Here is a 13,751-nt window from a genome sequence, read left to right as displayed (position 1 = left end):
TTGTCTACTGCATGACCGCCACGGCGAGCGCGCGGCGAGCACGCCGCGAGGCGCGCTCGGCCCGGCGCTGCATCCGGCGGGCGACCACCAGGCTCACGGCCCGGCGTTCCCGCTCGGCCTCATGCAGCCGCTCGTGCATATGCGCACGAGCCATGGCTTCTGGGATGAGTTGCATCTCTCGGGTCCTGTTCTGGCGCGAGCCGGTCACGCCGGTGGTGGTGAGGTCTTCGATCGCGGAGCCGGAGGGCTCATGGGTGGACGGCTTCATCGGGGCCTGCTTCTTGGGGTCGTTCGTGAGGGGGCGGTCGATCGTTCCGGTGATGTTCATGCCGTGACCGGGTTCTTGCGCGGGCGACCACGCGGCCGCTTCCGGGCGACAACAACACCCTGGACGAACAGCTCGCCACCCCAGACGCCCCAGGGCTCACGCCGCTCCTTGGCACCGGCGAGGCAGGCCTCGATCAGCGGGCAGGTGCGGCACAGGGACTTGGCGTACTCGACGTCGGCCGGCGACTCGGCGAAGAAGACCTCCGGGTCGTAGGAGCGGCACGGGACGGGTACACCGAGGTTCTCGATGGCGTCGTCGAGCGCGGTGAGCGCGGTGAGCGGGATCAAGGTGGAGTCCTCCGTGGGGCCGGGCTTGGGGATCGTGTCTGAAGGCGGTACGGACGGGGCGTGCGCTTCGAGTTGCACGGTTCGTCTTCCTCGTCTGGTCGTTCCGGCCCTGTTGGACCGGTGGTCGGCTGGTACCGGGTTCTTTTTTGTCCCGAGGCCCCTTCGCTCCGTCGTCCCCGGTTGTGGGGCAAACAGAAGGGCCGCGGATCCCGGATGGGGTTCCGCGGCCCTGAAGGCGCCGGCCTGATCAAGGATCAGGCTGGATCACTCCAGGGATCTGGCCCACGGAAGGCCCACATCAGGTGGTGCTGCGTCGTCTGCTTCCGGCTTCCGGCACCGGCCGCCGTAAAGGCATAGGCCTTCGCCTGTGCCACTACCGCTTCCAGTGCCTTGATCGGTCGCTCATTGCGCTCACGGACGGGAAGGCCCGCGAGAGACACGAGGGCGGACGCCGGACCGGCGGCAGGAATGCCGGACAGACCGGTGCCCTGGTTCGAGGCGCCGAGCATGCACAGGGAGACGATCGCGCGATCGGTCAGTTTGGCGGTGCCGGCGGTGCTGTTGCTGATGCTGATCACTTCAATCGCCTCCTCTCGGCGTCTCGGGGGACTGGATGAACCAGTCCGACGGATATGCAAGTAGAACACGGAATCGGGGCCTCCGAGAAGGCCTCCGTCCCCGTGGACAAGAACCTATGGGGATCGCTGGGGCATGCGCAAACTATTTTTCCGACGAGTTTGAATCAGTCGTCTTCGTCCTCTCCTTCGTCCTCTCCCACGAGCACGCGGCCTGCGCAGAGGGCGAGGACGTCGGTCCCGTAGCGATTGAGCTTGCGCATGCCGACCCCGGGGATCCGTGCCAGCTCGCGCTCGTCCCCGGGAACGGACTCCGCGATGGCCATCAGGGTCTTGTCGGTGAAGACGCAGAAGGCGGGCTGCCCGCTACGCTCGGCCTGGTCCGCGCGCCACTCCCGCAGCCGCTCGTAGAGCCCCTCGTCCATGTCGGAGGGACAGTCCTCGCAGCGCATCAGTTTCATCTCGCCGGCGTCGGTGAGCGTGCGCCCGCACACCCGGCAGCGCGCCGGGGTGCGCTGCTTGCGCCGCGGCACGGCCGCCGGTGCGCTCGTGAAACCGCGCTCGACTCCTCCCGCCCCGCCCGCGGCAGCGCGGGACGCCGTGCCGGTGGAGCCCGGGCGCAGCCCGTCCAGGAAGCGGCTGGGCCGGCGGCTGGGGCGGCCGCCGGGCGAGCGGGACAGCGACCAGGAGACGTAGAGGTGCTCCCGGGCCCGGGTGACTCCGACGTAGAGGAGGCGGCGCTCCTCCTCGATCTGTTCGTCGGTCTTCGCGTAGGTGATCGGCATCATGCCCTCGGCGACGCCGACCAGGAAGACGACGTCCCACTCGAGGCCCTTGGCCGAGTGCAGGGAGGCCAGGGTGACGCCCTGGACGGTCGGGGCGTGCTGTGCGTTGGCCCGCTCGTCGAGCTCGGCCACGAGGTCGCCGAGTGTGGCGCCCGGTCTGGCCGCAGCGAAGTCGCGCGCGAGGTTCACCAGCGCGGCGAGGGACTCCCAGCGCTCTCTGACCGCGCCGGAGCCCGCCGGGGGCTGGGCCGTCCAGCCCTCCCCGGACAGCACGGCGCGGACCTGGGAGGGCAGGTCCACGGCGTCGTCGAGGAGGGAGTCGTTCCCCCCGAAGCGGGCGGCGCCGCGCAGGGCGACGCCCGCCTTGCGCACCTCGGGTCGGTCGAAGAATCGCTCGGCGCCGCGCAGCTGGTAGGGGATGCCCGCGTCGGCCAGGGCCTGCTCGTAGGTCTCGGACTGGGCGTTCGTACGGAACAGGATGGCGATCTCGCTCGCCGGGACGCCCGCGTCCATGAGTTCGCGGATGCGGCGGGCGGCGCCCTCGGCCTCCATGGGCTCGTCGGTGTACTCGGTGTACCCGGGCTCGGGGCCCGGCTCGCGCTGGGAGATCAGCTCCAGGCGGTGGTCGGCGGCGCGGCCGCGGGCCTGGGCGAGGAGGCCGTTGGCGAGGTGGACGACCTGGGGGGTGGAGCGGTAGTCCCGGACCAGCTTGACGACGGTGGCTCCGGGGTGGCGGGTGCGGAAGTCGAGAAGGTGGTCGGGGGTTGCCCCGGTGAACGAGTAGATCGTCTGGCTGGCGTCGCCCACGACGCACAGGTTGTCCCGCTCGCCCAGCCACAGCTCCAGCAGGCGCTGCTGGAGGGGGCTGACGTCCTGGTACTCGTCGACCACGAAGTGCTGGTACTGGGAGCGGACCTGCTCGGCGATGTCGTGCCGGTCCTGGAGGACGGCGACGGTCAGCAGCAGGACGTCCTCGAAGTCGATGACGGAGCGGTCCCGCTTGAGGTCCTCGTAGACGGAGTAGAGCTGGGCGATCTCGGCCGGGTCGCGGGGGGACTCCCGGCCGGCCTTGGCGGCGGCGGGTGCGTAGTCGGCGGGGACGGTCTGGGTGACCTTGGACCATTCGATCTCGGCGGTGACGTCCCGCAGCTCGCCCCGGTCGAGGCGGATGCGGCAGGCGGCGGCCGCGTCGGCGACGAGCTGGATCTTGCGGTCGACGAGCCGTGGCATGGAGCCGCCGACCGCTTTCGGCCAGAAGTACTGCAGCTGGCGGAGGGCGGCCGAGTGGAAGGTGCGGGCCTGGACGCCTGCTGCGCCGAGCTGGCGCAGACGGCCGCGCATCTCGCCGGCGGCGCGGTTGGTGAAGGTGACAGCCAGCACGCTGGAGGGCTGCAGGATGCCGGCCCGCACTCCGTAGGCGATGCGGTGGGTGATCGCCCGCGTCTTGCCCGTGCCGGCGCCGGCCAGCACGCACACCGGGCCGCGCAGGGCGGTGGCCACCTCGCGCTGCTCGGGGTCGAGCCCCTCGAGCACCGCGTCGGCCGAGTCCGGTACCTGCGGGAAGAGCGTGGAGTGCGTTGCTGCTGTCACACCGCCATGCTGCCAGGTCGCCGGAGACGAGTGCGGCGGTTGTCCACAGGCAGGCACCTGCAGTCGTACTAATGCGGCAGGCGTCACGGCGACCGGATACCACCCCGGGGAATGGTGGCGCTTTCAAGTACGTTCCCTCACTGCGAGCACCGATCCCCCAGCTGTTTGAGGAGCGCGAGAGACATGTCGGGCACTGTGACGATGTACAGCACCACGTGGTGCGGCTACTGCCGCCGGCTGAAGAGCCAGCTGGACCGCGAGGGCATCACGTACAACGAGATCAACATCGAGCAGGACCCGGAGTCGGCGGCGTTCGTCGAGAAGGCGAACGGCGGAAACCAGACGGTCCCGACCGTGCTGTTCCCGGACGGCTCGACGCTCACCAACCCGTCGCTGGCGCAGGTCAAGCAGAAGATCGGCGCGTAGACACCTCACACCCCACGGCTTCGCCGGGAAGGCGGCTCCTGAGTCACTCAGGGGCCGCCTTCTCGCGGTTCTGGCCGTCTAGACGAAGCTCCTCGTCGGCAGTGGCTTGCCGTACCACATCTCGATCAGGCGGGCCGCGATAGAGATGCCGTACGGGGGCAGCACCTCGCCGGACTCGAAGGCCGCGCCCAGTTCGTCGCGGGAGAAGAAGCGGGCCTCGTGGATCTCGTCGCCGTCGACGGTGATGTCGGTCGAGGTCGCGTGGGCCATGAAGCCGAGCATCAGGCTGGACGGGAAGGGCCAGGGCTGGCTGGCGACGTACTCCACGTCGCCGACGACGATGCCCGCCTCCTCGAAGACCTCGCGGCGCACCGACTGCTCGATGGACTCTCCCGGCTCGACGAACCCGGCCAGCGTCGAGAAGCGGCCCTCGGGCCAGTGCACCTGACGCCCGAGCAGGATGCGGTCCTGGTCGTCGGTGACGGCCATGATCACGGCGGGGTCGGTGCGTGGGTAGTGCTCGGCGCCGCAGGCGGGGCAGCGGCGGATGTGGCCGGCTGCGGCGATCACCGTGCGCTCGCCGCAGCGGGAGCAGAAGCGATGGGTGCGCTGCCAGTTCTCCAGGCCGACCGCGTGCACCATCAGGCCCGCGTCGCGCGGCGAGAGCAGCAGGCCCGCCTCGCGCAGCCCGGCCGGGCGGGCGGACTGGTCGATACGGCCGGGCAGGGCGTCCTTCTGGAGGGCGAAGTAGCTGACGCCGTCCTCGTCGGTGCCCAGGAAGTAGCGGTGGGCCTCGGTGAGGGGGGCCTCGAAAGAGGGCGTCATGACGAGTTCGGTACGGCCGTCGGGTGTCTCGTCGATGAGGACCTGGCCGCCGGAGACCACGAAGCAGCGGGTCGTGGGGTGGCTCCAAGCCGCCGCGAGCCAGGCCTCGTCGAGGCGGTGGTGGGCGGCGCGGTCGATTCCGCTCGGTGCGGTGAGCGAGATGGGGCGGTCGGCGGTGTGGTCGGTCCTGGTGGTCACGGGTGCTTCCAACTCCCCCGGTGGAACGGATTGTTTCGGCGGGTGGTTCGGCGGTACGTGGGGCAGCGGGCGGCCGGGTCCGGTGGGGCTGGGCGGTGCGGGGCGGTCCTTCCAGTGTGCCCCGCGCGCGGTGCCGCTCCGGACGGCGCGGGGGCTTCAGGGCGCATGACGCCAGGTCTCGGCGAGATCGCCCCACAGGTGTGCGCTGGTCTCGGCGCCCTTGAGGAGAAGATCGAGTTCGACCTTCTCGTTCGGAGCGTGCCAGCCGTCGGACGGGACGGAGATGCCCAGGAAGAGCACAGGTGCACCGAGGACCTCCTGGAGGTCGGCCGCCGGTCCGGAACCGCCCTCGCGCGTGAAGCGGATCTTCTGCTCGAAGGCGCGGCCCATGGCCCGGACCACGGACTGCAGGGCCGGGTGGTCCAGTGGCGTCAGGCACGGGCGCGTGGCCGGGGCGAACGTGATCTCGCACCTGATACCGGCGGGCACCTGCTCGGTGACCCAGGCGCGGACGACCTTCTCGATGTGGTCGGGGTCCTGGCCCGCGACCAGCCGGAAGGAGAGCTTCACCATCGCCGACGACGGGATGATCGTCTTGCTGCCGGGGCCCTGGTAGCCGCCGCCGATGCCGTTCACCTCGGCCGTGGGGCGGGCCCAGACGCGCTCCAGGGTGGTGTGCCCCGCCTCGCCGTGGGCGGCGTGGGACTTGGCGGTGCGCAGCCACTGCTCCTCGTCGAAGGGCAGTTCGGCGAAGAGTTTCCGCTCGCTGTCGGTGAGCTCGACGACGCCGTCGTAGAAGCCGGGGACCGCCACGCGTGCGTGCTCGTCGTGCAGGGCGGCGACGAGACGGGCCGCGGCGGTGGCCGGGTTCGGGACGGCGCCGCCGAAGGAGCCGGAGTGGATGTCCTGGTCGGGGCCGTGGAAGCGGATCTCGCACTCGGCGAGGCCGCGCATGCCGGTGCACACGGTGGGGGTGTCCTCGGACCACATGCCGGTGTCGGAGACGATCACGGTGTCGGCGGCGAGCCGCTGCGCGTGCTGCTCGACGAGGGCGCGGAAGTGGGGGGAGCCGGACTCCTCCTCGCCCTCGATCAGCAGCTTCAGGCCGACCGCGGGCGCCGTGCGGCCGGTGGCGGCGAGGTGGGCGCGGACGCCGAGTGTGTGGAAGAACACCTGGCCCTTGTCGTCGGCCGCCCCGCGCGCGTGGAGACGGTTCTCCTGGACGACGGGCTCGAAGGGGTCGCTGTCACAGCCGTCCTCGCGGGCAGCGGGCTGCACGTCGTGATGGCCGTAGACGAGGACGGTGGGCGCCTCGGGGTCGGTGGAGGGCCACTCGGCGAAGACGGCCGGGGCTCCCGGGGTGTCCCAGACCTCGACGGTCGTGAAACCGGTCTCTGGCAGCTTGCCGGCGAGCCATTCCGCGCTGCGGCGCACGTCGGGCGCGTGGTCGGGCTGGGCCGACACGGACGGAATGCGCAGCCACTCGGCGAGATCGTCGAGGAAGGCGGCTCGGTGCTGTGCGAGGTACGTACGGACGGCGCTGACGGCACTGTCAACGGGCTGGCTCATGGTCACGAGCCTATCGGCCCGCACCGACATCCTCGTTGGGCGGTTCCTCACAGTTTGCTGGCTCGGCCGGCTCCCCCAGCAGCAGCCGCTCCAGTGCGGCCCGGTCCGGCAGGTCCCGCGGTCGTACGACCTCACCAGTGCGTACGTAGAGGAACGCGGCGTTGACGGACTCCAGGGGGACGCCCTGCTGCTCGGCCCAGGCGAGCCGGTACAGGGCGAGCTGGAGGGGGTCGGCGGAGCGGGTGCGGCTGGTCTTCCAGTCCACGATCTCGTACGTCGTCCCGCCGTCGTCGGTGCTCTCCCTGTAGACGGCGTCGATACGGCCCCGGACCACGCGGCCGGCGATGGCGAGCTGGAAGGGCGCCTCCACGCGGTGGGGCGTGCGGTGCGCGTACTCGGTCCGCTCGAAGGCGTCCTTGAGCGCTTCCAGGTCACGCTCGTCGGCGATCTCGGCCTCGGTACCGGGCAGCTCCTCCGGCTCCAGGACGGGCAGGGTCAGCTCTTCGAAGCGTGCTTCGACCCAGGCGTGGAAACGGGTGCCCCGGCGGGCGGCAGGCTGCGGCGGGCGGGGCATCGGGCGCGCGAGCTCCTGTGCGAAGCCGTCCGGGTCGGCCGCCAGGCGCAGCACCTGGGACGCGGTGAGCGACGCGGGCAGGGGGACGTCCGTGACGGCCTCCCGCGCGCGCAGGAGCTCACCGGTGAGGGCGTCCAGGTCGCGGTCCCAGGAGGCGAGGGTGCGGGCCTCCTCCGGAGTGAGGCGGGCGGGCTCGCGAGGCGGGCGGTGCGGGTACGCACGCGTGCCGCCACGCGGTTCCGAGGCCTCCGGGACCTGTGGGGGCGGTGCCTGGTGCGGGACGGTGGGACGGGCTGTGGACCAGGCGTCCCAGTCGGACGGGGGTTCGTCCGTGAAGGGGGGCTCCTCGCCTGTGAAGGGGAGCTTCTCGTCCAGCGCTTCGCCCTCGAGGGACGGCTCGTCGTCGTAGAGCGGCTCGTCGTCGTAGGGCGGCGGTTCCTCGCCGTACGGCGGCTCGTCCTCGTACGGAAGCCCGTCCTCGTACGGCAGTTCGTCGTCGTCCGGCGGTGCGGGCCAGTCCGGGTCGTCGTGGCTGTCGGGGTCGTGTGCGGCCGCGGGGTGACCGTCCTGGGAGGCGAGTTCTTCGAGGTGGGCGAGGACCGTTTCGGCGGCCGAGCGGCGCCGGGCGAGGGACGCCTCGTCCAGGGGCAGGGGCCAGACCTGCTCGACGCTCTCCGTGTGCAGGGCCGGGTTCTCCTCGCCCTCGGCGGGCTCGTCCGCCCATGCCTCGATCTCGCCGTGTCCGGCCTCGCAGTGTTCGTACAGGGCCTGGAGGAAGTCGGAGGGACCGCGCGGTTTCTTCTGCGTGGGGCCCCACCAGTGGCCCGAACCCAGCAGCAGCGAGCGGGGGCGGGTGAAGGTGACGTAGCCGAGGCGGAGTTCCTCGGTGTGCTGGTGCTCCTTCATCGCCTCCTGGAAGGCCTTCAGGCCCCGGGAGTCCCAGGCCTCGACGTCGGGCAGGGTGGTGGCGTCGCCGCGCAGCTCGTGCGGGAGTACCTTGCCCTGGGAGGTCCACCGCTCGCGCCCCTGGGTGCTGGGGAAGGTGCCGGTGACCAGTCCGGGGACGGCCACGACGTCCCACTCCAGGCCCTTGGACTTGTGCGCGGTGAGGACCTTCACGGTGTTCTCGCCGCCGGGGAGGGCGTTGTCGAGGCCCTTCTCGTACTGGGCGGCGGTGCGCAGGAAGGCCAGAAAGGCGAGCAGCGTGGCCTCCTGGTCGCCGGCGGCGAACGAGGCGGCGATGTCCAGGAAGTTGGAGAGGGTCTCGCGGCGGCGTGCGGCCAGGGCGTGCGGGGACGCGGACAGTTCCACCTCCAGGCCGGTCACGGCGAGGACGCGGTGCAGCACGTCCATCAGCGGGTCGGACAACGACCGGCGCAGATCGCGCAGTTCGGCGGCCAGGCGCGCGAACCGCACGCGTGCGTCCGGCGAGAAGGGCAGCCCGTCGTCCTCCCGGTCGGCGTCGAGCGGCATCTCCAGGAAGGTGTCGAGGGCGTCCGCGAGCGAGGTCACCTCCGAGGGGTCGGTCCCCTCGACGGCCTCGGCGAGCCGGCGGTCCCGGTCGTCGTCGTCCACGCGCGCGTGGCTGACGAGGAGTCGCGCACGGCGTCCCAGGAGGGCGAGGTCGCGCGGTCCGATGCGCCAGCGCGGGCCGGTCAGCAGCCGGACCAGGGAGGCGTTGGCGCCGGGGTCCTGCAGGACCTCGCAGACGGCGACCAGGTCGGCGATCTCGGGCAGGTGCAGCAGCCCGGACAGACCGACCACCTCGACGGGGACGTCCCGTGCGACGAGCGCGCCCTGGATCTCCGCGAAGTCGGTCGCCGTGCGGCACAGGACGGCGATCTCACCGGGTGCCTTCCCGGTGTTCACCAGGTGGGCGACGGAGTCGGCGAGCCACTCGATCTCCTCGGCGTGGGTGGTCAGCAGCGCGCAGCGCACCGTGCCGTCCCGCTCGGCGCCGGGGGCGGGTCGAAGGGCCTCCACGCCCGCGTGCATGGCGCGCAGCGGCTCCGCGAGCCCGTTGGCCAGGTCGAGGAGGCGGCCGCCGCTGCGGCGGTTCTCGCTGAGCGACTGCCGGGTGGCGGGGCGGCCGTCGGGGTGGGCGAAGTGCTCCGGGAAGTCGTCCAGGTTGGCGACGGAGGCACCGCGCCAGCCGTAGATCGCCTGGCAGGGGTCGCCGACGGCGGTGACCGGGTGGCCGGTGCCGCCCCCGAACAGCCCTGCCAGGAGGATGCGTTGGGCCACCGAGGTGTCCTGGTACTCGTCGAGGAGGACCACACGGAACTCGTCGCGCAGGATGCGGCCGACCTCGGTGATCTGCGCGAGCTGCGCGGACAGGGCGATCTGGTCGCCGAAGTCGAGCAGATCGCGCTCGCGTTTGGCGGCACGGTAGCGGACCACGAGGTCGGCGAGTTCACGGCGGGCGGCGGCCGCTTTGGGTACCTGTCGCAGGGCGTCGTTGCCGAGCCTGACGCCCTCCAGGGTGCGCAGCAGCTCGGAGTCGTACGCGCGTACCTCTGCCGGTGCCACGAGGTGTTCGGACAGTTCGGCGTCGAGCGTGAGCAGGTCGCTGACGAGGTCCGCGAAGGAACGGGTGAGTCCCGGGTAGGGGCCCGGCGCCTCGCGCAGCACGCGCGCGGCGAGTTGGTAGCGGGTGGCGTCGGCGAGCAGGCGCGCGCTGGGTTCGAGGCCGATGCGCAGTCCGTGGTCGGTCAGGAGGCGGCCCGCGAAGGCGTGGTACGTGGAGATCACGGGCTCGCCGGGCGGGTTGTCCGGATCGATGACGTCCGGGTCGGTGACGCCCGCCTTGATGAGCGCCTTGCGGACGCGCTCGGCGAGTTCACCGGCCGCCTTGTTGGTGAAGGTGAGTCCGAGGACCTGTTCCGGGGCGACCTGCCCGGTGCCGACCAGCCACACCACGCGTGCCGCCATCACGGTCGTCTTGCCGGACCCGGCTCCGGCCACGATCACCTGCGGGGCGGGCGGCGCGATGATGCAGGCCGTCTGCTCCGGGGTGAACGGGATCCCGAGGAGCTCCTTGAGCTGATCGGGATCGGTGATACGTGGCGGCACGTCAGAGAGGCTAGCGGCGGTCACTGACAGTGGAGGCCGCGTCGGCCCCCGGTCGGCGAGAAGTGCAGGTCAGAACGGGTGGTGTGATGGATCACCCTCGTCACTCGACGATGTGCCGTCCTTCGGGCCGGGCACTGCAGGAGGCCCGGAACGCGCAGTGCGCGCAGTGCTGTCCGGCGGTCGGCGTGAAGCGTTCGTCGAGCACCTTGCCGGCGGCGGTGGCGAGCAGTTCGCCGACCCACTCCCCCTCCAGCGGCTCCTGCGCCTGCACTTTGGGGAGGGTCTCGCCGCCGTCGCGCCGGGCGGCGCCCTGGCGCAGCTGGACCAGTTCGGCGCCCCCGGGCTCGGGACGCTCCCCGTCGAAGGCGTCGTCGACGGCACCCTCACGGACGGCGAGCTGGTAGACGGCGAGCTGGGGATGGCGCTCCATCTCGCGCGCGGTGGGCGCCTGTTTGCCGGTCTTGAAGTCGACGACGTAGGCGCGGCCCTCGCCGTCCGTCTCGACGCGGTCCATGGAACCGCGGATGCGGACCTCGTAGTCGCCCGCTTCGAGCGTGACGTCGAAGCCCTGCTCGCTGGCGACGGGTGTGCGGCCCGCGCGGTCCATGACGTGCCACTTCAGGAAGCGTTCGAGCGCCACGCGCGCGTTCTCCTTCTCCTGCGCCGACTTCCACGGCGCGTCGAAGGCGAGCGCGTTCCACACGGAGTCGAGGCGCTCCATGAGGACGGCGAGGTCGGCGGGGGTGTGCCCGGAGGCGACCTCGTCGGCGAGGACGTGCACCACGTTGCCGAAGCCCTGGGCGGTGGTCGCGGGGGCGTCGGCCTTCACCTCGCGGCCCAGGAACCACTGCAGGGTGCAGGTGTTGGCGAGCTGGTCCAGGGCGCTGCCGGAGAGCACGACGGGCTGGTCGCGGTCGCGCAGCGGCACCTTGCTCTCGGTCGGCTCGTACATGCCCCACCAGCGGTAGGGGTGGGCCGAGGGGACGAGCGGGCGGCCGTCCTCGTCGGCGAGCGCGGCGAGCCGTGCCAGCCGGTGGGCCGCGGCCTCCCTGAGGGTGTCCGAGACGCGCGGGTCGACCGTCGTGGCACGCAGCTCGGCGACGAGCGCGGCGACCGACAGCGGGCGGCGGGGGCGACCGGTGACGTCCTTGGGCTCGACGCCGAGCTCGGTGAGGAAGCGGGAGGGCTGGTCGCCGTCGTCCGCGGGGGCCTTCACCGCGGTGACGACGAGACGTTCACGCGCGCGCGTGGCGGCCACGTAGAACAGCCGGCGCTCCTCCGCCAACAGCGCACCCGGGGTCAGCGGTTCGGCGAGTCCGTCGCGGCCGATGCGGTCGGCCTCCAGGAGCGAGCCGCGGCGGCGCAGGTCGGGCCACAGGCCCTCCTGGACTCCGGCGACGACGACCAGGCGCCATTCCAGGCCCTTGGAACGGTGCGCGGTCATCAGGCGTACGGCGTCGGGTCGTACCGCACGCCGGGTGAGGGTGTCGGCGGCGATGTCCTCGGCCTCGATCTCCTCCAGGAAGTTGAGGGCGCCTCGGCCGCCGGTGCGTTCCTCCGCGCGCGTGGCGGTCGCGAAGAGGGCGCACACGGCGTCCAGGTCACGGTCGGCGTTGCGTCCGGCGACGCCGCCGCGGCGCGCGGACCGCTCCAGGCGAACCGGCCAGGGCGTGCCCTCCCACAGGTCCCACAGCGCCTCTTCGGCCGTGCCGCCCCGGGCGAGGCGCTCCCGGGCCTTGCGCAGCAGCGCGCCGAGCCGCTGGGCGCCGCGCGCGTACGCGGGGTCGTGGACGGCGAGCCGCTCGGGCTCGGCCAGCGCCCGCGCGAGCAGCTCGTCCGAGGGCGGCGGCAGGGCGTTGCCCGCGGCCCGCTCCTCGTCGCGCAGGGCCCGCCCGAGACGGCGCAGATCGGCGGCGTCCATGCCCGCGAGGGGTGAGGCGAGCAGGGTGAGGGCGGTTTCGGTGTCGAGCCATGACGTGGGCGGCTCGGTGGGCGGCGTTTCGGGTTCTGCGGGCTGGGTTTCGCCCGAAGGGGACTCCTCGGGCTGCTCCGCCTCCGCCGCGGCCACCGCCCGCAGGGCCGTGAGCAGTGGTGCCACCGCCGGCTCGTGGCGCAGGGGGAGGTCGTCGCCGTCTATGTCCAGGGGGACGCCGGCGGCGGTGAGGGCGCGGCGGACCGTCGGGATGGTGCGGGATCCGGCGCGCACCAGCACCGCCATCTCACTCCACGGGATCCCGTCCTCCAGGTGGGCCCGGCGGAGGATGTCGGCGATGTTGTCCAGCTCCGTACCGGGTGTCGGGTACGTGTACACCTCGACGCGGCCGCCGTCGCGCACCGGGGCGAGCGCACGGTGTGCGCGCACCTTCTCCGCGGGGAGGCGGGTGAGCGGCATGCGCTGGGTGACCAGACGGGTCGCCGCCAGCAGCGCGGCACCGGAGCGACGTGAGGTGCGCAGGACCTCCACGGGTGCCGGGCGGCCGTCCGCGCGCGGGAAGGTGTCCGGGAACTCGAGAATGCCGTTCACGTCCGCACCGCGGAACGCGTAGATCGACTGGTCGGGGTCGCCGAAGGCGACAAGGGTGCGGCCGCCGCCGGCGAGGGCGTGCAGCAGCCGTACCTGGGCGGCGTCCGTGTCCTGGTACTCGTCCACGAAGACGGCGTCGTACTGCGCGGCGAGCTGCCCGGCCACCTCGGGGCGGCGGGCGAGGAGGACGGCCCTGTGGACCAGTTCGGCGTAGTCGAGCACGCCCTGCAGGTCGAGCACGTCGAGGTACTCGGCGAGGAAGGCGGCCGCGGCGCGCCAGTCGGGGCGGCCGATGCGGCGGGCGAAGGCGTCCAGGGAGCCGGGGCCCAGACCCAGTTCGCGGCTGCGGGCGAGGACGGCGCGGACCTCGTCGGCGAAGCCGCGGGTGGTGAGACAGGCACGCAGTTCGTCGGGCCAGCGCACGTGCGCGAGGCCGAGCCGCTCCAGGTCGGCCTGGCCCGCGAGCAGTTCGCGGACCGTCACGTCCTGCTCGGGGCCGGACAGCAGCCGCAGGGGCTCCACGAAGAGGTCGCTGTCCTGGTGGGCACGGACCAGGGCGTAGCAGAACGAGTGGAAGGTGGTCGCCCGGGGCGCGTGTGCCGCCCCGATGCGCAGGGCCATGCGGTCGCGCAGCTCGACGGCGGCCTTGCGGCTGAAGGTCAGCACCAGGATGCGTTCGGGGTCCCCGCCGCGGGCGACGTGCGCCGCCACGGACTCGACGAGCGTGGTGGTCTTGCCGGTGCCCGGACCTGCGAGGACGAGCAGCGGGCCGCCCTCGTGGTCAACCACGGAGCGCTGTGACGCGTCAAGACGAGGGGGATCCTGTCGGGTCGGCGGAGTACGCACCAGACGGTAAGCGCCACGGTTCCCCTGCCGCACCTGGGGGTGCGGCAGGCGCCTGGTGGAGGAAGAGGAGCTCACGTGGTTCGCCGGTCCTGGTGGTTGCGCTGGTTGTCGGACCACAGTGCGTGGAGGACGGTGGTCAAGGGGGTGAGGGG

The 13,751-nt window shown here is 72.3% G+C and carries 9 protein-coding genes; 1 reads left to right on the top strand and 8 read right to left on the bottom strand.

The genetic code is table 11. The annotated features are described in order from the left end of the window. Positions 1-4: 4 nt before the first annotated feature. From MQN93_RS25165 to MQN93_RS25150, 4 genes are all read right to left on the bottom strand, one after another. Positions 5-328, bottom strand: a complete 324-nt coding sequence (locus tag MQN93_RS25165; RefSeq protein WP_016437874.1) for a putative WhiB-interacting protein — start codon at positions 326-328, stop codon at positions 5-7. After that, the gene (locus tag MQN93_RS25160; protein WP_016437873.1) at positions 325-693 is read right to left on the bottom strand and encodes a WhiB family transcriptional regulator; all 369 of its coding nucleotides are present in this window, start codon (positions 691-693) and stop codon (positions 325-327) included. The genes MQN93_RS25165 and MQN93_RS25160 overlap by 4 nt, the downstream gene beginning before the upstream one ends. Positions 694-869: 176 nt before the next feature. After that, entirely contained in the window at positions 870-1,193 is a 324-nt protein-coding gene (locus MQN93_RS25155; RefSeq protein WP_242711370.1) for a hypothetical protein, read from the bottom strand. 164 nt (positions 1,194-1,357) lie between these two features. Then, positions 1,358-3,565, bottom strand: coding sequence for an ATP-dependent DNA helicase UvrD2 (locus MQN93_RS25150; RefSeq protein WP_242711369.1), 2,208 nt, complete (start codon positions 3,563-3,565; stop codon positions 1,358-1,360). 183 nt (positions 3,566-3,748) lie between these two features. Between MQN93_RS25150 and MQN93_RS25145 the strand changes: the two genes are divergently transcribed. After that, on the top strand, positions 3,749-3,991 hold the full coding sequence (locus tag MQN93_RS25145) for a mycoredoxin (protein ID WP_016437870.1): 243 nt from the start codon (positions 3,749-3,751) through the stop codon (positions 3,989-3,991). 78 nt (positions 3,992-4,069) lie between these two features. On the opposite strand, the gene nudC is transcribed toward MQN93_RS25145, so the two are convergent. From nudC to MQN93_RS25125, 4 genes are all read right to left on the bottom strand, one after another. Further along, positions 4,070-5,014, bottom strand: coding sequence for an NAD(+) diphosphatase (gene nudC, locus MQN93_RS25140; protein ID WP_242711368.1), 945 nt, complete (start codon positions 5,012-5,014; stop codon positions 4,070-4,072). A gap of 156 nt (positions 5,015-5,170) precedes the next feature. Next, positions 5,171-6,583, bottom strand: a complete 1,413-nt coding sequence (locus MQN93_RS25135; protein WP_242711367.1) for a dipeptidase — start codon at positions 6,581-6,583, stop codon at positions 5,171-5,173. Between the two features lie 10 nt (positions 6,584-6,593). Next, the gene (locus MQN93_RS25130) at positions 6,594-10,229 is read right to left on the bottom strand and encodes an ATP-dependent helicase (RefSeq protein WP_242711366.1); all 3,636 of its coding nucleotides are present in this window, start codon (positions 10,227-10,229) and stop codon (positions 6,594-6,596) included. A gap of 100 nt (positions 10,230-10,329) precedes the next feature. Beyond that, the gene (locus MQN93_RS25125) at positions 10,330-13,674 is read right to left on the bottom strand and encodes an ATP-dependent helicase (protein ID WP_242711365.1); all 3,345 of its coding nucleotides are present in this window, start codon (positions 13,672-13,674) and stop codon (positions 10,330-10,332) included. Between the last annotated feature and the right edge of the window lie 77 nt (positions 13,675-13,751).

The sequence above is a fragment of the Streptomyces spinosisporus genome (assembly GCF_022698145.1).
Classification (GTDB): domain Bacteria; phylum Actinomycetota; class Actinomycetes; order Streptomycetales; family Streptomycetaceae; genus Streptomyces; species Streptomyces spinosisporus.
This window is presented reverse-complemented; position numbering and strand designations above follow the sequence as displayed.

Bases quoted from the DNA above. Each gene is read 5' to 3' on its own strand.
- MQN93_RS25165 (WP_016437874.1), bottom strand. From the start codon at position 328: ATGAACATCACCGGAACGATCGACCGCCCCCTCACGAACGACCCCAAG.
- MQN93_RS25145 (WP_016437870.1), top strand. From the start codon at position 3,749: ATGTCGGGCACTGTGACGATGTACAGCACCACGTGGTGCGGCTACTGC.
- MQN93_RS25135 (WP_242711367.1), bottom strand. From the start codon at position 6,583: ATGAGCCAGCCCGTTGACAGTGCCGTCAGCGCCGTCCGTACGTACCTC.